Annotated in this window: 17 protein-coding genes and 1 riboswitch; of the genes, 4 read left to right on the top strand and 13 right to left on the bottom strand. The window is 43.4% G+C overall.

Annotated features, from left to right (window positions below; genetic code table 11):
* Positions 1 to 59: 59 nt before the first annotated feature.
* Together ACWNM1_RS03165 and ACWNM1_RS03160 are read left to right on the top strand one after the other, a co-directional pair.
* Positions 60 to 737: a response regulator transcription factor gene (locus ACWNM1_RS03165; protein ID WP_449599817.1), complete on the top strand. Its 678-nt coding sequence runs from the start codon at positions 60 to 62 to the stop codon at positions 735 to 737.
* Positions 734 to 2158, top strand: a complete 1425-nt coding sequence (locus tag ACWNM1_RS03160) for a HAMP domain-containing sensor histidine kinase (RefSeq protein ID WP_449599815.1) — start codon at positions 734 to 736, stop codon at positions 2156 to 2158. Before ACWNM1_RS03165 ends, ACWNM1_RS03160 begins: the two co-directional genes overlap by 4 nt.
* 393 nt (positions 2159 to 2551) lie before the next feature.
* Here ACWNM1_RS03160 and ACWNM1_RS03155 read toward each other — a convergent pair whose 3' ends face one another.
* The 6 genes from ACWNM1_RS03155 to ACWNM1_RS03130 form a co-directional block, all read right to left on the bottom strand.
* The gene (locus tag ACWNM1_RS03155; RefSeq protein WP_339244954.1) at positions 2552 to 3280 is read right to left on the bottom strand and encodes an ECF transporter S component; all 729 of its coding nucleotides are present in this window, start codon (positions 3278 to 3280) and stop codon (positions 2552 to 2554) included.
* A complete protein-coding gene (locus tag ACWNM1_RS03150; RefSeq protein ID WP_449599813.1) occupies positions 3262 to 4932 on the bottom strand; it encodes an ABC transporter ATP-binding protein in 1671 nt (556 codons plus the stop codon). The genes ACWNM1_RS03155 and ACWNM1_RS03150 overlap by 19 nt, the downstream gene beginning before the upstream one ends.
* Complete coding sequence (locus tag ACWNM1_RS03145; RefSeq protein ID WP_449599811.1) at positions 4905 to 5795, bottom strand: energy-coupling factor transporter transmembrane component T; 891 nt, start codon at positions 5793 to 5795, stop codon at positions 4905 to 4907. Before ACWNM1_RS03145 ends, ACWNM1_RS03150 begins: the two co-directional genes overlap by 28 nt.
* Positions 5795 to 6769, bottom strand: coding sequence for a DUF4430 domain-containing protein (locus ACWNM1_RS03140; protein ID WP_449599809.1), 975 nt, complete (start codon positions 6767 to 6769; stop codon positions 5795 to 5797). Before ACWNM1_RS03140 ends, ACWNM1_RS03145 begins: the two co-directional genes overlap by 1 nt.
* Positions 6770 to 6842: 73 nt before the next feature.
* Positions 6843 to 11441: an S-layer homology domain-containing protein gene (locus tag ACWNM1_RS03135; protein WP_449599807.1), complete on the bottom strand. Its 4599-nt coding sequence runs from the start codon at positions 11439 to 11441 to the stop codon at positions 6843 to 6845.
* Between the two features lie 165 nt (positions 11442 to 11606).
* A riboswitch (cobalamin riboswitch) is annotated at positions 11607 to 11807 on the bottom strand.
* Between the two features lie 91 nt (positions 11808 to 11898).
* Positions 11899 to 12477 carry a hypothetical protein gene (locus ACWNM1_RS03130; protein ID WP_449599805.1) on the bottom strand — a complete coding sequence of 193 codons (579 nt, stop codon included), beginning with the start codon at positions 12475 to 12477 and terminating at the stop codon, positions 11899 to 11901.
* Positions 12478 to 12696: 219 nt separating this feature from the next.
* Between ACWNM1_RS03130 and ACWNM1_RS03125 the strand changes: the two genes are divergently transcribed.
* A complete protein-coding gene (locus tag ACWNM1_RS03125; RefSeq protein WP_449599803.1) occupies positions 12697 to 14418 on the top strand; it encodes a cellulase family glycosylhydrolase in 1722 nt (573 codons plus the stop codon).
* A gap of 56 nt (positions 14419 to 14474) precedes the next feature.
* Here the strand turns inward: ACWNM1_RS03125 and ACWNM1_RS03120 are convergent, their stop codons facing one another.
* The 6 genes from ACWNM1_RS03120 to ACWNM1_RS03095 all read right to left on the bottom strand — a co-directional run bounded on the left by ACWNM1_RS03120 (position 14475) and on the right by ACWNM1_RS03095 (position 20903).
* Positions 14475 to 14768, bottom strand: a complete 294-nt coding sequence (locus ACWNM1_RS03120; RefSeq protein WP_449599801.1) for a transposase — start codon at positions 14766 to 14768, stop codon at positions 14475 to 14477.
* Positions 14769 to 14792: 24 nt separating this feature from the next.
* A complete protein-coding gene (locus ACWNM1_RS03115; RefSeq protein ID WP_449599799.1) occupies positions 14793 to 15347 on the bottom strand; it encodes a hypothetical protein in 555 nt (184 codons plus the stop codon).
* Positions 15348 to 15619: 272 nt separating this feature from the next.
* Positions 15620 to 16444 (bottom strand): carbohydrate ABC transporter permease, encoded by an 825-nt coding sequence (locus ACWNM1_RS03110; RefSeq protein ID WP_042193304.1) that lies wholly within the window; start codon positions 16442 to 16444, stop codon positions 15620 to 15622.
* Positions 16445 to 16462: 18 nt separating this feature from the next.
* Positions 16463 to 17362, bottom strand: coding sequence for a carbohydrate ABC transporter permease (locus ACWNM1_RS03105; RefSeq protein ID WP_042184949.1), 900 nt, complete (start codon positions 17360 to 17362; stop codon positions 16463 to 16465).
* A 72-nt stretch (positions 17363 to 17434) separates the two neighbouring features.
* Positions 17435 to 18751, bottom strand: a complete 1317-nt coding sequence (locus ACWNM1_RS03100; RefSeq protein WP_042184948.1) for an ABC transporter substrate-binding protein — start codon at positions 18749 to 18751, stop codon at positions 17435 to 17437.
* A gap of 58 nt (positions 18752 to 18809) precedes the next feature.
* On the bottom strand, positions 18810 to 20903 hold the full coding sequence (locus tag ACWNM1_RS03095; protein WP_449599797.1) for an amylo-alpha-1,6-glucosidase: 2094 nt from the start codon (positions 20901 to 20903) through the stop codon (positions 18810 to 18812).
* A 232-nt stretch (positions 20904 to 21135) separates the two neighbouring features.
* On the opposite strand from ACWNM1_RS03095, the gene ACWNM1_RS03090 reads away from it, so the two are divergent.
* Entirely contained in the window at positions 21136 to 22146 is a 1011-nt protein-coding gene (locus ACWNM1_RS03090) for a LacI family DNA-binding transcriptional regulator (protein WP_405175657.1), read from the top strand.
* A 90-nt stretch (positions 22147 to 22236) separates the two neighbouring features.
* Here ACWNM1_RS03090 and ACWNM1_RS03085 read toward each other — a convergent pair whose 3' ends face one another.
* Positions 22237 to 22890: a M48 family metallopeptidase gene (locus tag ACWNM1_RS03085; RefSeq protein WP_339271494.1), complete on the bottom strand. Its 654-nt coding sequence runs from the start codon at positions 22888 to 22890 to the stop codon at positions 22237 to 22239.
* Between the last annotated feature and the right edge of the window lie 195 nt (positions 22891 to 23085).

The following is a 23085-nucleotide window of genomic DNA, read 5'->3' as shown; positions in this document are numbered from 1 at the left end:
CGCCATTACTTGCCAAGAACAAATCAGATATAATGAAAGCTTGATAGAGGGGGAAAATCGTGGCTACTATACTTATCGTTGATGATGATGATAACATCCGAAAGCTAATGTCTTTATTTTTGCGAAAAGAAGGTTTTGACCTCAAAGAAGCCAGGGATGGTACTAAAGCTCTGTCCATTATACAGAACTCGCGTGTCGATCTCGTCATTCTAGATATTATGATGCCAGGATTGGATGGTTGGGATCTATGCAGAGAAATCAGGCGCTGGGATGCCAACATCCCCCTCCTCATGGTGACGGCTAAAGCGGAATCCGCACACAAAGTAAAAGGCTTTCAACTTGGTACGGATGACTATCTAACGAAACCATTTGATCCGCTTGAACTGGTAATGCGAGTAAAAGCTTTGCTTAAACGCTCGCTGGTCGTTTCTTCCCAGTCCGTGCAGTTGGGTAATGTGGCGCTCAACCGGCGCACTTTTCAGGTCACGCGTGGTGAAGAACCGGTCACAATTCCTTTGAAGGAATTTGAGCTGCTGTTTCTGCTGGCCAGCCATCCTGGGCAAATCTTCACAAGAGAACAGTTGATCCTTCAAATCTGGGGATTAAATTATGAAGGAGACGGCCGGACTATAGATGTGCATATAAGTCGGTTGAGGGAGAAATTCAGCGGCAAGGGCGAGCAATTTCAAATCGAAACGGCCCGCGGCCTGGGATATCGGCTGATCCCTACGCCATGATCAAGACATTGTATGTACGCGTCATTCTCACGTTTCTGGGCATCATTATCTTTAGTCTAATCTGTTCCTTTTTCATTGGCTTGTATGTCTTTCAGAAACAAATAAGTTATGAGGGACAGAATGAAATGATCGTAGTGGGAAAAGAGATCATTCACCGCTATGATGACGCCAAACCTAAAGATACGGACGAGTTCCTGAATAGTATGGTTAAGGTATCCGCACACCCTATCCACCTATACAATCATGCCGGAGAACATACCTTTTATGGACTCAAGGGTAGTCCAGCTGTCATTGTCCCCCCCGAAGCTGTCAAACAAGTACTACAAGGAAAGCTCTACCGTTCCTCTGCGGAAGATAAGGATATTTTTATCGGGATGCCCTTTCTGTTGGACGGAGAGTGGCGTGCGATGTTCTTGCAGTATTCTGCTGAGAACGAAAATATCGTCAATCGGATGGTGCTCTTTGTGCTTTTGCTCGTGCTTTTGCTGGGTAGTGTATGCATTCTTATTGCCGCCAGATATTTGGTGGAGCCGATCAAAGCACTTACGAATGCCACAAAAAGACTGGCCAAGGGTGATTTCGAGGTGGAGCTTAAAGTGAACCGAATAGATGAAATCGGGGAATTGACACAAAGCTATGTGGAGATGGCAGGGGAGCTGAAGCAGTTGGAACAGATGAGGCAGGATTTCGTATCCAACGTTTCTCATGAAATCCAGACACCGCTTACGTCGATTTCCGGCTTTGCCAAGGCGCTACTTAACCATGATTTAATCGTGGAAGAGGAACGCAGCGAATATCTTGATATCATCATTGCGGAGAGTGAACGTCTGTCGAGGCTAAGTGATAATTTACTGAAGCTCGCTTCCCTGGATTCTGAACAGCATCCCTTCCACGCAAGTCCCTTCAATCTTGACGAGCAGATTAGAACAATCGTTGTGACCTGTGAGCCCCAATGGTCAGCCAAAGGCATTGTTATCGATCTTGAACTGCCGGAAGCGATCAAAATTAAGGGTGATGAAGATCAGCTGAAGCAAGTATGGATGAATTTACTCAGCAACAGCATCAAATTCACACCGGTAGGCGGGAATATCCGCATCAGTATAATTAGTAGTGCAGCAGAAGTATCCGTCACCATCAGCGATAATGGCATCGGGATCTCCCCGGAAGAGTTCAACGCCGTATTCCAAAGATTTTATAAAATAGACAAGTCGCGGAACGGAAACAACAATGGCAACGGTCTCGGACTTGCGATCGTTAAAAAAATTGTCTCTCTGCATCAGGGAAGGATAGAGGTAGACGGTGCTATCGGAGAGGGAACGACGATTATCGTTAGGTTGCCCGTCTCCCCGTCCGCTCCTAGCCGAAAGAGCCTTAAGCCCTTTGAAGATAACTCAGCACCTATGGATATCGTAAGGAAATAATCAAAAAAACAGGCGATACCGGTAAACCGGAGCATCGCCTGTTTTTTAAAGTTACATCTAGGAGCATCGCTACTAGAATTCCATACCGATTGTAATAACTTATAGTGGCCAAACCTCCAGCCACTAGGTACTACCGCCCCCCCTTCGGCTAAAAACCGAAGAGGGGACTTTGAGCCTTTCTTCGGTTTTGGGTTTGTGTTTTGGGGTTCGCGCTGAAAGCAGCGGAGAGAACGGACTGATTGTGGAAAAGCGGAGCGCTCGCCTTTGTCTCCGGATGTACACTACTAAGTGTAAAATCAATACATCTGGAGACAACAGCGATTGTAACAACAGTCCGTTCTCGGAGCATCCGCCAGCGCAAAGCGACAGCACCCAGCACCCCGCACAGACAACCTAAGGCTCAATCAACCCATACTTCGTTTTTATCCGATCCAACTTTTCAATCATAGGATTAGCAATAAAAAACAAAAACACCACCGTCGAGACCGCATGCACCATATCAAACCAAAAGGCGGAAACATAAGTCGTCATCAAAGCCGATAATGAGAACTCTGAAGTGAACATCATCAGCGAGCCTATATTGATAATGCCACCATATACCAAGAATGTCGCTAGCCCTCCGAATATACACAGCGATAGCTTAGTCTTTTTAAGCAGACCTTTCTTGAAGAAAATACCCGCCAGGAAGCCAATGATGCCAAAACAAAACATTTGCCAAGGCGTCCAAGGTCCCTGCCCAAAAAAGAAATTGGAGACGAAGCCCGCAACAGCACCGACCAGAAATCCTGCCTCAGCTCCCAAACTCACCCCTGCGATGATGACAATGGCAACAACCGGCTTAAACTGCGGCAACATGAAAAAGGCTGCGCGTCCAGCAACGGCAATAGCTGCTAGCACCGCTATGACGATGAGTTCCCTCGCCTGCGGCTTCCGATTCTCGAACACCAACGCAAACGGAATCATCGTGTAGAGGACGATCAATAGGCTGATAAAGTAATATTTGCGATCGTCTAGGACAAAGATCCCTAACAAAATTGTAGCTGGAATAACTATAAAGATTAGCAGTCCCGCTAATAAAGTTCGACGACTCAAACGACGACCCGTTACCTGCTTCGTTGACATAAATCAATCACACCCTCTATCGTTACTCCCTCGCTCCATACATGACGCGCCATACGGTTGGCGGCAGTCGTATAGAAGCTGTTTCCCGCAAAAAACTTCTGGGCTTCATTCGTAGTGATGATACTTCCATCAAAGAACATGGCGCAGACCTCCGCATATTTGGCACAGAATTCAACATCATGCGAAACCATTACGATGGTAACACCTTCAGCATTAAACTTCTGTAAGAATAAAGCTAATTTCTCTTTAAAAGGTCCATCTAGTCCCTTCGTCGGTTCATCCAGCAGCAGAATCTTTGGTTCTAACAAAAGCACTTTGGCCAGCGCCGCACGCTGCTGTTCTCCTCCGCTAAGATCATACGGATGCATCGAGAGAAGATGTTCCAGTTCTGCGAACTTAACCACGGCCTCAACTTTAGCCACCTTTTCTTCCTTCGTTAAAGGAAGCTGAGATAACATTTCGTATAAATCTAACTCAACTGTTTTCTTTACAAATAAGGTTTGCGGATTTTGCGGAAGGATGCCCAGATTGTTAGTAAACAGTTCTTTGGCATTCATCTTTGCTGGGTTCTTTCCACCGATTAGAACCTTCCCTCGATAGGGCTGAAGGATGCCGCTCATCAAGGAGAGTGTTGATGTCTTCCCCGTTCCATTCCCGCCAACAATGCAATAGAACTGCCCTTGCTTTACTTCAAAAGACAAATCTTTAATGATGTCCGATCCATGTTTATCATATTTAAACCATACATCCTTAAACTTTATGACTACAGGGCCGTCCACTTTCGAGCTTGGCTGAGAATCAACAATCGCTGCAGGTGTCTTATCCTCTAGAAAAGCATCCAACCATTGGCGTCCTTCCTTCACTGTAACAGGCCATGCTAAGTCATTCTCTACGCCTGCGTAAATTTGCATGGGTGAGGGCATGGACAGAAACATTGGATGATTCAGCTTGCTTAGAGCTTCTCCCACCCTTTGTGGGGTATCATCAGCAATCACGACGCCCTCATTCAACACAATCAGCCGATCTGTAAGCGGAAGAACATCCTCTAGACGATGCTCGCTCATGATAACGGTTGTTCCAAGCTCGCGATTGATCTTTTTGACCGTCTCCAAAAAATCGGAAGCGGCGATGGGATCTAGCTGTGAGGTAGGCTCATCAAGGATTAGAACCGAGGGATGCATAGCCATAATCGCTGCTAAATTGAGTAGCTGCTTCTGGCCACCCGATAGCTCAGTCACACTTTTATGGAACCAGGTCTGAATTCCGAAAAAGCTCGCCATCTCAGCCACGCGCAAACGAATCGTAGAATTGTCATAACCTAAGCTTTCAAGGCCAAAGGCCAGCTCATGCCACACCTTGTCTGTCACAATTTGATTGTCCGGACTTTGGAGTACATAACCGATTTCCGCTGCTTGTGTCCGCCCATCGATCTCCTCTACAGGTTGACCCTTATAATAAATCGCCCCTTGGCGTTTGCCATGTGGGGTTAGGATTGTTTTCAGTTGTCTTAGTAAGGTACTTTTGCCGCAGCCTGACTTTCCACAAACAGTAATAAAGTCTCCGCTTGCAATCGTAAGATTAATATTCGAAAGAGCCATCTGCTCTTGTTCAGGAAAAGCAAAGCTTAGTTCTTCGATTCGATAGATTTCCATTTCATTGCCTCCACCATATTGATGAGCACAGGGATCATACATAGCGCAAAATAAGCGATATATACAAGGATACTAAAAGGTGTAATTGCGCTCGCTTTAATCGACGGATAATATCTCATCGTGTTCTCACCCATTGCTGCGCCGATGGCTACCATCGCAATTAAGCCTGTCATAATCAAGAGGGCTACTTTGTCCCGGGCATCTAGACGGAAGATCGAAAAGCTTGTACGTCCAGGCAATCCATATCCTCTTGACTTCATGGAATCTGCCGTTTCAATCGCATTTTCCAGAGCCCAGGTAGTCATTATCGATAGGATCGTTATCCCATTTCGCGCTCGCGCGAGGAGATTTCCCTGCGTGACATCCCGGCCTATACATTTTTGAGCATTCGAAATCACCTTGATTTGCGCTAAATATCTAGGAACAAAACGAAGCACCATCGAAAAAATCAACGACAGTGCCGGCAGTATTTTTCCGAATATATAAATAAACTTATCCGAGGTCATCACGACGTTATAACAGGAGAACCATATGATTACCGTCACAAACATGCACGCCGCTGCTACGCCATAAAGAATGGATTCCTTCGTAATCGGGTTCCCGTTATTTAAATAGAACAAGATGGTTACCCCTTGATGGTTAAAAACAGGGTTCATCACCGCCATAAACAGTAGAAAAGGAACCATGTACAGCAGATTAAACCGAACGGCTTTCTTGCCTTTTAACATAAAGGAGTAGACCACTGCACTGATAAGGGCAATCACCTGAAATATGGGATGCATGAACACCATGCTAAATAACAACACAACTACAAAATAAAGAAAATTCACAAACGGATGAAAGGTAGAAAAGCTATCCTTCATTATTTTTGTGCTCCTCCTGTGGCTCCATTGCCACCTACATCTCGACCTAGATCACAAGTGTATACCCAATCAACGACATCGCCATCCTTGAGAACATAACGACTGCTGCCGTAGTTAGGGAACCAGCCATTTACTTTGTACATCCATCCACTGAGCTCTCCAGCATCAAATTCATACAGATTATTTATACCTTCAATATAATTACTGTTATAGATCGGAGTCATGCTGAATTCCATATGGATTTTATTCTTCTTCATCTCTCTTAGCAAAACATCAAACACAGACTCGCCTTCATAAAAGGTTACCTTCTGCGCTTTATAAATGATACCATCTGCCGGCAATACTTCAACCTTATCCTTATTGAAAATATCCATATTATCTAAAATCGTTGCTGCCGACACGGACAAAGTAGCCGTTAATTGCTTCTTCTTATCTACCGTTGCATCTTGCCATTCCACGGGCTTAGGTTTCCCGCTCGGCACTGGATCGGTAAGGAATTTATCCTTTTTCGGTTCCTGCTTTGTTTCTGGTGACGCTACTTTTGAATCCGGTTTGTTTACTGGTTTTGCCGTCGCTTTCGTTTCCGGCACGGATGTTTTAGCCGCTTTCGGTGTTGCGGTCGGTTGTGCCTGTGTATCCGATTTAGGTGTTGCGGTCGGCTTTTCAACATCTGTTGCCGCAGTTTCGGTTGGCGTTACCTCTTCAGTTGGTTTTACCGTTTCAACGGGCTTAGGCTTAGCTGTTTCACCAGGTGTAGCTGTAGGAGCTATCTCCGTTGTCTCGGCATCACTTGAGGTTGTAGGCTCTACATCAACATTCTGATTGGAGGCCGTATTGGCTGATTCTACAACTTGAGACTCAACACTGTTACTCGCAACCTTGTTCGGGCTCTTCTGATAATTCCCGCCCCAAAAGAAGGCAATCGCCAACACACCAATAATTAGTATCGCTGTAAGCCATTTTTTCTTGTTCATTTCTTAAGTTCCCCACCTTAAATAATAAGCAAGGGTATACACGCTACCCTTGCTTATCTCTTTAAATAAAATTCTATTTAACGTCTGTCATGTCATAAAGACTCGTCTGACCCTTAACGAACCGATCATAAGCAACCAGTGCATACATCGCTTGATCCGTAGCCATAAGATCTACTTCTCCTGGTTTCGCGCCTCCGTTGCCTACTCCCCCCTGCTTCACGTGATAAAAACCACCTTCAGCTGCAGCAAAGCCAAGCAACGCATCTACCGCTGAACGTCCATTTTTAATAAATCTGGAATCCTTATGCGGATCTATACCAAGTCCAGTTAAAGCTACAATCACCTGAGCAATGCTCTCGGAGTTCGTAGATTCCCAGCTTGCAAAGCCACCGTCTGCTGTTTGCGTTTTGGATAACCAAGCAATTCCACGATCCACAGCAGCCGTTACTTTGGCATTCGTTTTGTAATAAGGGGTCAAGCCTTGAATAACCATTCCCGTAATATCCGGATCGGCCTCAGTAGCATTACTGCCTAGTGCCCATCCCCCGCCGTTGATCTCTCTGCCTAAAATGTAATCAATGAGCATCTCTCTAGTTGTCTGCGTCTTTACATCCTTAACCACTGGAATGTCGTAATGATTACTGTCCAGAGCGATCAGGGCAAACACAGGTCCATTAATGCCTTGCTTGATTACAGTATCAAAATCCGCGAGCGGTTCCAGTAGGTTATAACCCGCCACTTTATCAATATTTTTGCCGATTGAAGTTAATGCCAAAATAACTCTATCATATTCGGTATATTTTACGCTATGCAGCTTCCCAGCTTTTTCTTTAAGGATTGCTTCTACATTCGCATAGTACTTAGCGTAATAACTATCTGGAACCTTCACACCAGAACGTGCCAGCCCGAACACTGTCCAATCCCCGCCAACCGAGGAGATGACTGGGTTTGTTACTGTTTTTTGCAAAAAGGCTGCTGTGTTCTGAATATATGGACTAACTGCTTTGTCGCCACTCTTATAATCATGGGTTCTAGTAGCTACAACAGCTGCCATTTCTCTAGTTACAAGCTCTTTAGGCTTAAACTGATTATTATCACCTAACATAAGTCCGGTGGCAACAATGGTTTCCACATCTGCTTTTGCCCACGCAGACACAGTATTGAGATCTTTAATAGCTGTACCTGGCTTCGTAGCCGGGATTGATAAGGCTCTGACAATAATGGCTGCCATTTGTTCGCGAGTAATCTTGTCATTTGGCTTAAATTCATTGTTAAATCCTGTAATTAGCCCTGCTTTATGAGCAGCATTCACATATGGATAGAACCAATCTCCCAGAGCGACATCCTTGTAGGTAATTCCTTTGTCACTCTTGATATCCAGTTCCAATGCTGATACTAGGATCTTAGTAAATTCTGCTCTTGTAATATGATCTTTCGGATTCACCTGACCATTGTTACCTTGGATGTACCCTTTTACTGTAGCTGTTTCAATCGCTGAGAATGCCCAGGATGAGATCTTATCGACGTCTTTATACACTTGCTTGATATCATTAGGAGTCGCTGTTGGAGATGGACTCGGATTTGGATCAACGTTGGCATCTGGATTACTTCCTCCACCCGCACCTGGAATTCCACTTGGTTTAGGAGTGGCAGATGGGGTTGGAGTAGGGCTTGTAGTTGGTATTGGTGCATTTAAATCCGCACCCAAATTCGTAGTATATCGCCACTGAATTTTGTCCCCAGCACTTAGATTATATGAAGATGCACCATAATTAGGATATTTTCCATTTACATTATACATCCATCCACTACCGCTACCATGGTCAAATTCTCCATCACCAGCTATGGATTCAACATACACACTTCCAAATGTACTGTTCCAAGAATATCTATAGTCGATACCGCGGCTATCTAGTACTCTTTCGAATACAGACCACACTGTGTCACCAGATAGTAGCTCTACCTGTACAGATGGAATAACATATCCTTTCTTAATCGTAAGCTTATCCACGGATAGGGTTACGTATGGCTTAGATGGAGTGGTTCCTCCATCGCCGTTACCGTTACCGTTACCATTACCGTCACCACCAGGTGTTTGTACTGCAGTGGAGGAATACGCAATGTAATCAGTGAAATGATTGGTTTTTACGATTAAATCATTTCCACTATCATAGGCATACTCAGACTTACCGCTTGCTAAGCCTAAGTCATCACTTGCAAATTTTTGAATCGCATGAGGTGTGCCGTTTTGAATATAAGCAGCATCTTTTCCTTTAAGGTCCTTAAAGGTTAACGTAATAAATTGACTGAATTCTACTCTTGCGCTACCTCCCATGGAAAATGCTTGTACGATGCTATCAAGCTTCTTGTCCCCAGGAATAATTTGATTCAGACTATCTTTTAGTGCAGATTCTGTCCCTGTTGTAGGTGAAATCAATTCAACCTTTGAAGAATCTCCCTCTATAACCTGTGTACCCTTAGGGATGACTACAGATACGTCACCTTTGGTAACCTCTAATTTAGGCAGATTACTATTGCTAGGTAAATTAACACTTACCGTGGATTGCTTATATTTCGGGATTTGCACTGTAATTTCTTTGTTGCTATCCCCTGAATTTATCGGAAGAATATATTTATTATTATTTTGAAAAATGACAACTTTGGGTGTATCACCTGAGGGTAACTGTACTTCTATTTCTTTCGTTTCCTCTGGTTGCTGAATTACTATATTACTCATATCAAATAGACGGTTCTTATGATTGATCAGACGATCGTAAGCAATAAGTGCATACGTACCTTGATCCGTAGCCATTCCATCTACTTTTCCGGTTAGAATATGCTTAAATCCGCCATCCGGTCCAGCGAAGGTAAGCAACGCATCAATAAGCGAATTCCCTTTTTTCACAAACTTAGGGTCACTGTGTGGATCTACGCCTACGCCAGTTAAGGCTACTATTACCTGCGAGATACTTTCACTGCTTGTACTTCCCCAGCTTGTAAATCCGCCTTGATCATTTTGCGTACTCGATAACCAATTGATCGCCCGATCCACAGCAGCTTTTACATTTGGATTAGTTGCGTAATAAGGTGCAAGTGCTTGCATCGCCATCGCGGTCATATCAACGTCCGCTTTGGTTACTCCTAAAGCCCAGCCGCCGGCATCTGCTGCACCTTTTTTAACCTCTTTATCCAAGATGTACTGAACCAGATTTTCTCTTGTGCTTTGGTATATTACTCCCTTTTCATCAGGATTAGGGAATAATACCGGGATGTCGTAGTTATGACTATCTAAAGCAATTAGAGCAAAAATAGGACCATTATTCCCTTGCTTCTGAACATATTGATAGTCAGCGAGTGCATTGATTAGATCATAACCCGCAACATTCGTGATATCTTTCCCGATAGAGGTAAGTCCTAGAATCGCTCTGGAATGCTCTGTGCTTTTAAAAGCATCGAGTTTTCCATCTTTCATTAATTCTGTTACTTTCTTAGCTACATTGTTGTAATAGAGATCATAATAACCACTTGGTACTTCGTAGTTGGCACGTGCTAAAGATAAGATCGACCATTCCCCACTGCCAGTACCAAATGACGGATTCTTTACAGTTTTTAAAATATAGGCCAAGCTCTTATCTAACTGTTGTTTGACTCCAGTCGTAGCATTTATTTTGTAGGTAATTTGATAAGTTTGCGTTGCTCTATTTTCTGCTCCGTCTACTGCCGTTACGGTGATTACATTACCACCTGGGTTAAGAGAAACCTTATACTCACCATTTGTAGCAGATAGAGCGACTCCATTTAGCTTCACTACTGGAATGATACCGTCATATACATTATCTGTGACAGCTACTCTGAAACTTAAATCTTTATCGGATACTTCCTGTTTATCCTGCATACCACTTACAGTAATAATAGGTGGCTCAATATCTAAAGAATGGGTAAGCCCGACCAGTGCATGATCTACACTTAATTGAGAGCTTTCCATATTTTCTAGCACTGAATAAGCTTGGTAAACTGCTTTTTGTACTACTGTTTTGCCCAAAATACTATCTTTATTCGGATCACTGTTAATTTCTGCGATTTTGGCAGTTAATGCATCCTTATTGGCAAATGGAAATGGAGGTTCTCCCCAGCCACCAAGATCAGAACTATAGCCATAAGTGGTGAACTGTGTTCGGATGATGTCACCGTCTTGAGGGTGATAATCAGACATCCCGAACGGAGGAAATTCATTATTTACGGCATACATCCAACCCGACATGTGAGTGTAGTCAAACTGACTTAGCCACTCTTGGTCTGCTTTAGTTCTGACTGTATTCCCATCGGCTGAAATCATATCTAAAATATATTGCGGTATATTGACTTCACTTCTGCCACTATCTTTAACTTCAGATAAATAAAAACTACTAGCTATACTTCCAAAGTTTCTATAATTACCTTCTCCTAGCGCACGTGTTATTAGTGATGCGCCATTGTCCCCTTCGTAGAATGGAACTTTAATAGGATCCTTAATATATCCTTGACCCAATGTGAACTTCTCTACGGATACAGTGACATACCCTTTAAGTGTAGAGCTTGCTTCATTCGCATGAGCCGGGATTACACTTGTAGAGAACGTCGTGATAAATACAGCTACAATAAGTAACCAAGCTAAAAACTTATTTTTCTTCATGTTTCCATAACCCTTCCCTTCTCTTCCTATGTTAAAAAACAGAATAAACTTTCATAGCACTACAAAAAAACCACTCAACATAACGTCAAGAGGTTTAAGATAGTGAACCGCAACAATAGCAGGCATATACTATATCAAACACCTCTCTATCGCTCGTAGAGTTTAACGGTGTATCAGAAATAGGCAGATATTCTGGCTCAAGTATCATCACCCTTGCTACCTTCCCAGTTTCCCAGTGGTACCTTGCAAGGACTCCTCTTTCACAGCGGCGGGACCGCGCGGGATTCACACCCGCTTTCCATTTAACCAATCTATGATTGTATTTCCGAAACATTCATAATTGGCACCTATTGCTAATATTAATTTTTCCATGCTTCATCATATCTAATATATATGCTTTTGTCATGCAATATTTGTTTTTTGTATAACGGGTGGTTGGCGATAATCCTACTGAATATCAAATCATTTTAACCATAATATACTCTTTTTCTCTCAGCTCAAAACCATCCTCCAGTGACAAAGAGGCCAACTCAAAGATTCGATCATACTTTTTATTACGCGGGAGCCCTTCTTCCTCAGCCCAGCATGTATAAAGCTCAAACTCGGCGCCTGATACTCCATAATCTGTCATAAGCTTAAATAACTCCCGACAGCACTTGAGTGAGGCGTTATACGATCTCGGTAGAGTATCTTTTAGCTTAGGGGATACAGAGAAGCCGCCCCAATTCGGTGAAATCCGATACACATATGGACTCCGAAAATGCTTGCGAATCTCATCGTTCCAATACCCAAGTTCCTCTATAAAAATACCCGCTGCATCTTCTTCCGAGTCATATACAAGACAGTCCTCATCTCTTAAATGAGATAGATCTGCGATGTCATCCAAAGGAATTATACCTTGCAGGCGCAGAGCCTCTCTTTGTTTCTTATACTCCGGGGAATTTTTCACTTCATTATATGTCTTTGCTGACGGTACACTGCCTCTTTCTCCTAACGGAAGCTCTGTAGCTGAGCCTATGTAATGAAATCTGCTCACTGGATTGCTCTCCATAACTTTGGAATCACTGCAAATCACTAATTCATATATGAATTTACCACAAATTAGTAAGGTACTCGTTGAAATCATTCTATGTTAGGGTATTTGGTAAGCGTTTACAACGAATTCAAGGAGGTGTACGTGTTCATCTAAGCACCAAAGTACTAAGGAAGGTCAGGTTTAAGCATCCACAAAAATGATCTTACAAAGGAGAATTCAATGACTACTCGAATCCAGAAATCATTCTTATCATTGACCCTTGTCACCGCTCTTCTGCTCTCTTTGTTCTCATCCATTGCCGCCGCTGCCACTAAGGACGAGCAACAAGCTAAGGCAGCACCAAAGAGTAAGATCCAATCCTATGTAGACGATATGCAGCCCGGATGGAACCTTGGCAATACTCTAGATGCTACAGGTGAGGATGAAACCTCCTGGGGCAATCCGCGTGTGACCCAAGAACTGATTAAGAAAATCGCCGCACAAGGCTACAAAAGTATCCGGATTCCTATCACTTGGGATTCACACATAGGTGAAGCACCGAACTACACCATTGATCAAGCTTACCTCAACCGTGTCGAAGAAGTTGTAGGCTGGGCGCTAGACGCCAAGTTATATGTAATGATCAATGTCCATCACGACTCCTGGTTGTGGGTGAGTCATATGGAAGAGAAGCATGATGAGACGCTGGCGCGTTATAATGCAGCATGGACTCAAATTGCGGACCGCTTCAAGGATAAATCCGATAAGCTGATGTTCGAAAGCATTAATGAACCTCGTTTCACGGATGGCGGAAGTACGGATGAAGCGAAGATGGAACAAATGCTTGTAGAGCTCAACAATTCCTTCCATCAGATCGTTCGAAACTCAGGTGGAAAAAATGATGTCCGTCCGCTAGTGCTACCTTCATTAGAGACTTCTCCTACCCAACCTAGAATGGATCAGCTCTACAAGACAATTACAGCTCTTAACGATCCGAACATAATTGCGACCGTTCACTACTATGGCTTCTGGCCGTTCAGTGTGAATATCGCTGGTTACACCACGTTTGAAAAAGATACAAAAAACGATATCACCCAAACTTTTGATAACGTTTACAACACATTCGTAGCCAAAGGAATCCCTGTTATCGTTGGTGAGTTTGGACTGCTAGGATTCGATAAAGATACAGGTGTGATTGAACAAGGCGAGAAGCTGAAATTCTTCGAGTACCTTACCTATTATTTAAAAGAAAAGAAAATGACCTCCATGCTCTGGGATAATGGGCAACATTTCAACCGCAAAACGTATAAGTGGTCCGACTCCGAGCTGCAGGGTGTATTAATGTCTGGTCTGAAGGAACGTTCCTCCAGCACTGAAAGCGATCTGGTCTATCTAAAAAAAGGTGCAGCGATCAAAGACACCAAGGTGAAGCTGAACCTAAACGGCAATAAGCTAACCACGATTAGTGCGAATGGGAAGTATCTAACAAAGGGAAAAGATTACACCTTGAATGGCGAGGAGCTCACACTCAAAGCCAGCCAACTCAAAAAACTCACAGCTTCCCAAAAATACGGTGAAAATGCCGTGTTAACGCTGAAATTCAACAAAGGTGTTGCGTGGAGACTAAAGATCATCGTGAATGACACTGCCAAATTAAGTGATGCCAAAGGTACGACTGAATCGTTTGCGATTCCAACTACCTTTAATGGTAACCAGCTCGCCACGATGGAGGCTGTCTATACCGCTGGTGGCAATGCAGGCCCGCAAGACTGGACACCATTCAAGGAGTTCGGCAATACGTTCTCACCCTCTTATAACACGAAAGAAATCAAGCTGCTTCCAGCCTTCTTTAAAGATGTTAAAGATGGAGAGGTCATCTTGAAATTCCACTTCTGGAATGGTGATATCCTTACGTACAAGATCACGAAGAGTGGAACAAACGTTGTAGGAAAGTCTTATTAGCTTTCGCTGTATAATGTAAAAAGGAGTGTCCCTTCACGGGAACACTCCTTTTTACATCATACATATACTTCTTCATACGTCATCAACATCAAGCGATAGACCAGATATACTCCAAGATAAGATCCCGTTAAAAGGAACATTGGATTCAAAAAAATCGCATGGATCGAGGTCATAAATACCGTGTTATCTCTTAATATTTCATATATAGCTAGGGCAGAAATATTACCTAAAATAAGCGTAGACAACACAGAAGCTACATTAAAAACAATACGCCACTTTATCCATTTCCGTTGTATCATTAGCATGGCGACGGGAACCACTATACTGCCAAATACGATTAGAAATTTCATTTAGCCAGCCACCTCAGTATCTCTTTAATCCTCCAGTTCAACACTTTCGATTTGCCCCTCGGCATTCACTGTCCACTCGATATCAACACCTGGCATCAGTCCAAGCTTGTCCTCATCTTCGATCACTACATGTTCGGGGATGGTTAGGGTCTGCTCTCCCCCACCTTCGACTTTAACGGTAACCTGTTTACCATTAGACGTAGTAATCTTCCCATCATATTCAATCTGCTGCAAAACAATCTTTTGGCTCGGATCCGTAATGGTAACCCGCTTGCCTCCGTCTGTCAGCAGCTCAATCTTTTTGTGATAGCCGTCCTTTAAAGTGACTTCCTTAATGACTCTCTGAACGCTAACATCCGCCGGAAGTCCCTCTGTATTTGTGCCGGTTGATGCATTGGGTTGTTCTGTTGCATCGTTCGTAGCCGCAGGTGCAGTGGCTTCTGTTATAGGCGTTGGAGTTACTTGTGTGGTTTCATTGGCAGCTTTAGAGCAGCCACTTAATAGGACGGTGCAGGCACAGATCAAACAAAGAATTGAAGTTCGAATCTGGCGTTGTGAATTTCCTTTATTCTGTGTCATCATTTACCTCCATATTTAAATTTCTTCCAGTTCTATTTAGTGAACATAGTTTTACCTCTTATCATCCTTTTATACCCCAACTTCCCCATATAAGATCAATAGAATGGTAATAATTCATGAACATACAAGCATAAACGCTTATCGTCCTTATAAGGACGATAAGCGTTTATGCGAGAAATATAAGACATAAAGTATGGTGCGAAACTTATACTTTCTTATATTTTCAAAAAACCGCCCTGATTTAAGATCAGTAGCGGTCCTTGTAAATTAAATTATTTGCTGCCGGTAAACGTAATTCCCTTTATAAAGAAGCGGTTGAAGAATGCATAAATAAGTAGCGCGGGTAGGGTAAACACCATTGATGCAGCCATAATATAATTCCAGTGGCTAATATACTGGCCCTTAAAAGTATTGAGACCAAGTGTAAGTGTGAACATCGACTTATCTGACATGAACATCAGTGGCTTCAGAAATTCATTCCATGCACCCATGAATACAAAGATCGTCTGAGCCGCCAATGCGGGGATAGCTAGTGGCAGAGCAATGCGGAAAAATGTGCCGAACTTATTTAGACCATCCATCTCGGCAGCCTCCTCCAGCTCTTTCGGAAAGCTCAGGAAGAATTGCCGCATCATAAAGATGAACGTCGCATTTACCATCATCGGCAGCGTCAGTGCGGCATAAGTATTCAACAAATCAAGCTGTTTCATGATCAGATATGCAGGCACGATAGTCAATTGGCCGGGAATCATCTGTACGGCCAAGATAAGAAAAAACACAACCTTGCTGCCTGTAAAATCAATACGTGCAAGCGCATAACCCGCCATAGAGTTGAACAAGGTATTGCATAGCGTTGAAACTACAGCGATGAGTGCACTGTTGAACATCCATCTGAGGAACAGCGGCTCCTTCACGAAGATGTCGTAATAGTTCTGGAAAGTGAACTGTTTTGGAATAAAGTTGATACTCCCTGACACAATCTCGCTTAACGGTTTAAACGATGAGGATAGTGCCCATAGGAAAGGTATGACCGTCACGCACCCATATGCGAATAACAGGAAATACAGAACCACCTTAACCCCTTTGGAATAATTAATTACCACCTGATCGTCCTCCTAGTTCAGCTTCTCTTCGGAGAATAGCTTCCGCTGGATCAGCGTTACGATCATAATGACCGCAGCCAGCATGACAGCGAGCGCAGAAGCGTAACCGAAGTCGAGATTTTTAAACGCATACTGATAGATAAGCAAAGCCACCGTTAAGGTAGAGTTATTCGGGCCGCCGGAGCCTGCCGAAAAAATATACGATTGATCGAATAGCTGAAAGGTACCAATGACTCCCATGACTACCGTGAAGAAGGTCGCTGGCTTAATCATCGGAAGCGTAATAGAAATAAAACGTCTAAATCCTCCTGCCCCATCCAGCATGGCCGACTCGTACAATGCATCAGGGATATCTTGCAGTGCAGCTAAGAAGACTACCATAAAAAACGGAGCAGTAGACCATATATTCATAAGCATGATCGCCTTAAGAGCGACCGCCGGATCTCCAAGCCAGTTGTAACCATGCAAACCTACGAACTCAAGCACACGGTTCAGCAGACCGTTTGAATTGTAAATCCACATAAAAATAAGTGACAATACCGCCGAGGAAGTAACCGTCGGCATAAAAAAGACGATTCGGAAGAAATTTTTAAATCTAAGCTTAGCATTCAAAATAACGGCTAATAAAATAGCAAATGCAGTCTGCAACGGTACAACGAACAGCGCAAAGGATGCTGTGTTTTTCAGTGCAATCCAAGCTCTCTCGTCACCGGCCATACGTGTAAAGTTATTGAATCCAACCCACTTGTAACTGACATCACCAAGTAAATTTACCTTATGTCCTGATAAATAAAGCGAATAAAAAACTGGCAGGAACAAAAAAGTGCCCAGTACAAGAATAGTAGGAAGCAGGAACAGATAGGCCGTCACATTATTTCTTAGCTTCTTTCTAAATGTTGAGACTTGAGTCATGCTTCACTTTTCCTTTCGGTTCAGAATGAAAGAAGGAAGGGGTGGTCCGAAGACCCTCCCCCTTCAATCCGTTTATTTTGCTGCTTCAATTTCCTTATTCGCTACATCTTCAGCTTTCTTCATTGCATCCTCAAGCTTAGAGTTGCCCATAAATGTATCTACAAATTGGTTATTGAAGTTATTAGTGATGGTAGGCAACGTTGATGCGGCTTGCCATGGTGTTGCATAGGAGGCACCCGCTACAATTGCTCCACGCAGTTCATCCTTGTCGTAACCCAGCTCCTGTGCGACCGATTTACGTGTAGGAAGTGCGAACCCTTTGCTAGTCCAGGTCTTCATTCCGTCCTTGCCAGTCAAGAAAGAGATTAACTGCCAAGCCGCTTCTTTCTTCTTCGACTGCTTGTTCATTACATAAGCTACCGTAAAGGCCATTGTGCCTTTAGTGCCGTTCACCGTTGGAAGCTCGGCGGTAGCATAATCCAGATCTTTATAGTTGGATTCCAGGAATGGAATCGCCCAGTTGCCTTCGAATACGATAGAAGCCTTGCCTTGCCCGAACATTTCTCCACCCCAGCCAGCACCTACTTCCTTAGGCTCACCGGAGGATTTGTCAACGTTGTGCATATCTACAACAAGCTGAAGACCTGGTAGTGCTTCCGCAGATGCGAAGGTTGCTTTGCCTTCTTCGTCAGAAACTTTTCCACCGAACGCTTGGATCATGAACATCTGACGCGCAAGCTCAGGAGCAACGCCGAAACCATAACGAGTGATTTTATCTCCTTCTTTTTTAGTCAGCTTGATCGCGTCTGCTTTCAGTTCATCCCAAGTTGTTGGAGGCGTCGTAATTCCCGCTTCGGCAAAATCCTTTTTATTGTAGAACATAGCGAGCGTAGAGAAATCCTTAGGGAATCCGTAAGATACATCATCCTTCTTAAAAGCATCAACCATTGGCTGTTCAAAGTCTGCAACATCAAACTCAGGTGTCACATAGCTGTCCAACGGCTCCAGTACATTAGCTTCAATGAGACCAGGCGCCTCAAATGCATCCAGATAGAAGACGTCCGGACCTTCTCCACCTATGAGTCTAGTCTTGATAACATCCATGTATTGATCGGCAATAACTTCGTAATTTACTTTCACATTCGGATATTTAGCTTCGAACTCCTTCAGCGTCTGATTTAACAGATCCTGCTCTTCAGGACTCGCTCCCCAGCCTGCAAGTGTAATCGTAACCGGCTCATCCGTTGTCGGTGCTGCTGTTTCTTTATCTGTGCTATTGTTTGTTGCTGCCGTTCCTGCGTTACTGTTTGTTTTGTTGCCACCACATGCGGTCAACATTAGTCCAGCAACCAGCATCAAAGATAGAATTATTAACCCCGATTTTCTCATTTTCAATACAACCCCCTTAGTATTGTCAGGCTTTTTATATAAAAAAATTACGTATTGCCTATAGAGTCACCAGTTCATAACCTGTCTGGTTAGATAAAATCTCCAGCTTTGGCTCGTTATCCACACGACTAACTCGCAGGCTGAGCGTGCCATTGCCAATCTGTAATTGCTCCACCTTTAAGTCATTCATACCGTTTAGAAGTGCAGGCTTGATCGTAATCTGCCGGGTTAGAGCATTCGGTTGAAGACCAAGCAGCGCTTGCACGAACGTCAATGGTGTTCCAGCCGCCCATGCTTGTGGAGAACAGGCCACCGGATAAGGAACAGGAGCACCCAGCTGGTCACTGTAACCACAATACAATTCAGGCAATCTGTAATATTCAAATTGGTCAGCTGCGTTCAGTAATCCTTGCATAACAGTGATTGCTTCCTCTGTGAACCCGGACTGACTAAGGCCAAGTAAACAGAGTGAGTTATCATGTGGCCATACACTTCCGTCATGGTAGCTCATCGGATTGTAACCTGTAGCCGCAGTACTCATAGTCCGAATACCGTATCCTCCGAAGAGATCAGGGGCTACTAGTCTTGCCGCAACTGCTTTTGCCCGCTCTGGCGAGGCGATTCCTGACATTAGAATATGTCCTGCATTCGAAGTAACGGAGTCTACCCGTTTCTTATCCTTATCCAAGGCGATTGCATAAAATTGCTCATCATCCATCCAGAAGTCTTCCTCGAAACGGGTTCGCAGCTGAGCTGCATCTTTTTCCATAACCTCTGCCTGTTCTTCGTGACCTAAGCTCTTGAAGATAGGAGCAAGTCGAGTCAGCGCCTGATACACATAACCTTGAACCTCAACTAGTGCGATCGGGGCCTCCGCATAATCACCATTACTATGGATAACGGAATCCGCAGAATCCTTCCAACCTTGATTGGCAATTCCCTTGGATGACTTCTGATAATACTCCACAAAGGAATCCTTATCATAATCGCCATATTCTTTAATCCAATTCAATGCAGCGTTGAGATGCGGCATTAAAGAGCTAACAAAATCAAGATCTCCTGTCCAGTGGTAATACTCTGCCGTAAGCAGCAGGAACAGAGGTGTTGCATCGATTGTGCCGTAATATGGTGTGAACGGAACCTGGTTAGTAGCCGCTAACTCTCCATACCGGATTTCGTGCATCACTTTGCCTGGCTGCTCGTCGCGCCACTCATCTTCCTTCTGTCCTTGGTAGGCAGCCATTGTAAGTAAGGTTCCCTTAGCAATTTGAGGATTCAAAGATAACATCTGCAGCGCTGCAATCAGGCTGTCGCGTCCAAAGGGAACGGAGTACCAAGGCAAGCCTGCAACCGGAAACTGCCCATAACCAAGGTCTGTTAGCAGCACCCGTAAATCTTGAACACCTCGATGGTACAGCTTGTTAAATAACGGCATATCACTGCTGATGGAAGTCGATGAAGCATTCCAACTAGCGTAAGATGCTCTGAGTTTATTCATTGCTTCCTTAGGTTCATGCTGCAGCGGCTCGTTGCCATCTATCATCGGAGCAATAAAGAAAGCGATTTCAACACTCTCCTGATGCTTCAGCTCGACATCGAAATGTACCTCACCTGTCTCGCTTATTCGGCTTTCCTGAGTATCCCATTTCACCTCGGTTTCTCTCAGTAACTCATCTGCCCCGAGATAACTGATCACTCTTTCACCTGAAGCACTTCGTTCACCCGTCTTACTTCCTAGCTTTCCATGCTGAAACCCACGAATCACGAACATATCTGTAAAATCTGCATCTAACAGCACAGAGAAATCGAATTGGATTGCTTTTGGATAATAACTTGTTAACTTGAAGGTCTCATATAGTGCACCCTCATAAATAAAGCGTGTACGTTCAATTTCTACAGACTCACGCCACAAAATCAATTTACCGTCTTCCTCCATATGAGGATTGGTAAGACGAATGGTAGAGATATAATTCTCATCGGCAGCGGAGGATAACAATATCGGTCGCTGATTATTAATTCGGATTTCCATTCGGCTTAAGAAACGGGTATCTCTGGTATAGAGACCTAGACCCGATTGATCATTGTCCGGTATGTCCCCACTTTTGTCCGTCATTAGAAACAGATCATTTTCTTTGATAACTCGATAATTCAAAACTTCCCCTCATTTCTTCGATGTGTATCCGAAACGTTTCGGAAAAAGCACAAAAAAATATATGTCTTCAGATAATCTAATACTGACAGACTTACCAAAACGTTTCGGATAAGGTATAATCGAATTATAAATCATGATGAAAGCATTTACAAGATGCATTATATATTTTATTTTTTTAATATTTAATACTACATATTACCTTATTGTCCCTAAATATGAAGGAGGTATCCTAATGGTTACTATAAAAGATATTGCCAAAGCCGCCAGTGTATCCGTAACTACCGTCTCCCGAGCCTTAAATGGTTATGACGATGTTAACGAAGGTACCCGGCTCAAGATTAGAACTATTGCAGACCAATTAGGCTATAGCCCTAACATGGCTGCCAGATCGCTTATATCCAAAAAAACAAAAACGCTGGGTCTCCTACTCTCCAACGTTACAAGAGATAGCTCCAAAGACAATATAGCCTTTGAAGTATTATGCGGGATCAATGATCGTTCAGGAGAACTGGATTATGACCTTGTACTCTTCAGCACAACCCCGCAAAAGCAAAGAGTGAAATCCTATAAGACATTATGCCAAGAAAGAGGTGTAGATGGTGTCATTATTATGGGGATTCGACTGGATGATCCCTATCTCAAGGAAATCGTATCCTCTGATATTCCTTGCGTGCTCATTGATATTACACTTGAAGGGCCAAATGTCGGTTATGTCACCTCTGATAATACAAAAGGGGCGCTTCACGCAGTAACTCATCTGCTAGAGTCAGGACATCGCCATATTGCTATGATTAACGGACATACCCAAGCAGATGTAGCACTTCTTCGATTAGAAGGTTACCGTCTCGCCCTTGAGAATTACGGTATTCCCTTTGACGAATCCCTCGTTTTTAACGGATTATTTTCCGAACAAGGAGGAAAAGAAGCTGCTCAGCAGATGATGTCCAGCCATCCTGAGGTCACTGCTATTTTTTGTGCAAGTGATTTGATGGCACTTGGAGCTATGCAGGGTGTGAAGGAAGCCGGAAAATCGGTACCCGAGGATATTTCAATTATAGGTTACGATAATATTGATCTGACAGCGTATTGCACACCAGCTTTGACTACAGTGAATCAACATAAATACGAGTTAGGAACAAACGCTGCTCAGATCCTCATAGATCTACTAGAGAAACAACAAGCTATTCATCATGTTATGCTTCCTAGCGAGCTAATAAAAAGAGATAGCGTTCGAACCCTTTAACATTATGAGGAACTCATTAACAACAAAAAGGATGCCCTTGCATTAGGGACATCCTTTTTTTATTTTAAAACATGAATCTAAGCTAATTTATCACAGCGTCATAGCACGCCCATATCTAGCTAAATACTCTTCCTTCTCCTTATAATCGGGCATGAGGCTTCCAACCTTTCGCCAAAAAGAGCGGTCATGATTCATATGAAGTAAATGACACAGTTCATGGATGATTACATAATCGATAACTTCCACTGGAGCCATCGCCAGGCGATAGTTAAAGGTTAGCTTTTTATCCGAGCTACAGCTTCCCCACTTGGTTCTAGACTCAACAATGTCAATCGTCTTTGGCTTTACTCTAAGCTGTGTCTGATATTTATTGATCCGTTCAGCTACAACCTTCTTACAGCTAGCGAAATAGAATTTCTTCAGCTTAAGTTTAAGCTCTTCCTCATTTAAATCCCCTGTCTCTATTAACTCTTGCAGCGAATAATATTTGCCTAGATACAGGAACTTACCCTCGTCTTCATACTCTTTGAGCTTTGGCGTTTCTCGGTTCGCTTCAATACTTTGCAGCTTCTCCACTATTAATTTTCCATTACGCTCTACCACGCTTTTGATCGTCTCTTCACTTGTTTTCTTGGGAGCTTTGAGCGTTATACGCCCTGAAGAATCTATGTGAATGGAGATTTTCTTGCCGTTTCCATATTGAACATTAAACTCGATCACCTGATTGTCGTACTCAATCTTCATACCCACCATCGTTTCTATAAGGTTATTCGCAACAAGTATAAACGCCTTCGGCGTCCTTATAAGGACGGTAAGCGTTTAAGCGAGAAATATAAGACATAAAGTATAGGTCCAAACCTTATACTTTCTTATATTTAAAAAAGGAGAACGCGTTTAAGCGTTCCCCCTATTTTAACATGATTCATCAACTCACTGGAT

The organism is Paenibacillus sp. Marseille-Q9583 (genome assembly GCF_976954365.1).
Note: the sequence above shows the minus strand (reverse complement) of the source record. Positions and strands in the feature narration are given on the sequence as shown.

What these genes read in the sequence shown, in the direction of transcription:
- ACWNM1_RS03085 (WP_339271494.1), bottom strand. Translation starts at nt 22,890, where the DNA reads ATGAAGATTGAGTACGACAATCAGGTGATCGAGTTTAATGTTCAATAT.
- ACWNM1_RS03125 (WP_449599803.1), top strand. Translation starts at nt 12,697, where the DNA reads ATGACTACTCGAATCCAGAAATCATTCTTATCATTGACCCTTGTCACC.
- ACWNM1_RS03105 (WP_042184949.1), bottom strand. Translation starts at nt 17,362, where the DNA reads ATGACTCAAGTCTCAACATTTAGAAAGAAGCTAAGAAATAATGTGACG.
- ACWNM1_RS03120 (WP_449599801.1), bottom strand. Translation starts at nt 14,768, where the DNA reads ATGAAATTTCTAATCGTATTTGGCAGTATAGTGGTTCCCGTCGCCATG.
- ACWNM1_RS03145 (WP_449599811.1), bottom strand. Translation starts at nt 5,795, where the DNA reads ATGAAGGATAGCTTTTCTACCTTTCATCCGTTTGTGAATTTTCTTTAT.
- ACWNM1_RS03115 (WP_449599799.1), bottom strand. Translation starts at nt 15,347, where the DNA reads ATGACACAGAATAAAGGAAATTCACAACGCCAGATTCGAACTTCAATT.
- ACWNM1_RS03100 (WP_042184948.1), bottom strand. Translation starts at nt 18,751, where the DNA reads ATGAGAAAATCGGGGTTAATAATTCTATCTTTGATGCTGGTTGCTGGA.
- ACWNM1_RS03135 (WP_449599807.1), bottom strand. Translation starts at nt 11,441, where the DNA reads ATGAAGAAAAATAAGTTTTTAGCTTGGTTACTTATTGTAGCTGTATTT.
- ACWNM1_RS03155 (WP_339244954.1), bottom strand. Translation starts at nt 3,280, where the DNA reads ATGTCAACGAAGCAGGTAACGGGTCGTCGTTTGAGTCGTCGAACTTTA.
- ACWNM1_RS03150 (WP_449599813.1), bottom strand. Translation starts at nt 4,932, where the DNA reads ATGGAAATCTATCGAATCGAAGAACTAAGCTTTGCTTTTCCTGAACAA.
- ACWNM1_RS03140 (WP_449599809.1), bottom strand. Translation starts at nt 6,769, where the DNA reads ATGAACAAGAAAAAATGGCTTACAGCGATACTAATTATTGGTGTGTTG.
- ACWNM1_RS03090 (WP_405175657.1), top strand. Translation starts at nt 21,136, where the DNA reads ATGGTTACTATAAAAGATATTGCCAAAGCCGCCAGTGTATCCGTAACT.
- ACWNM1_RS03160 (WP_449599815.1), top strand. Translation starts at nt 734, where the DNA reads ATGATCAAGACATTGTATGTACGCGTCATTCTCACGTTTCTGGGCATC.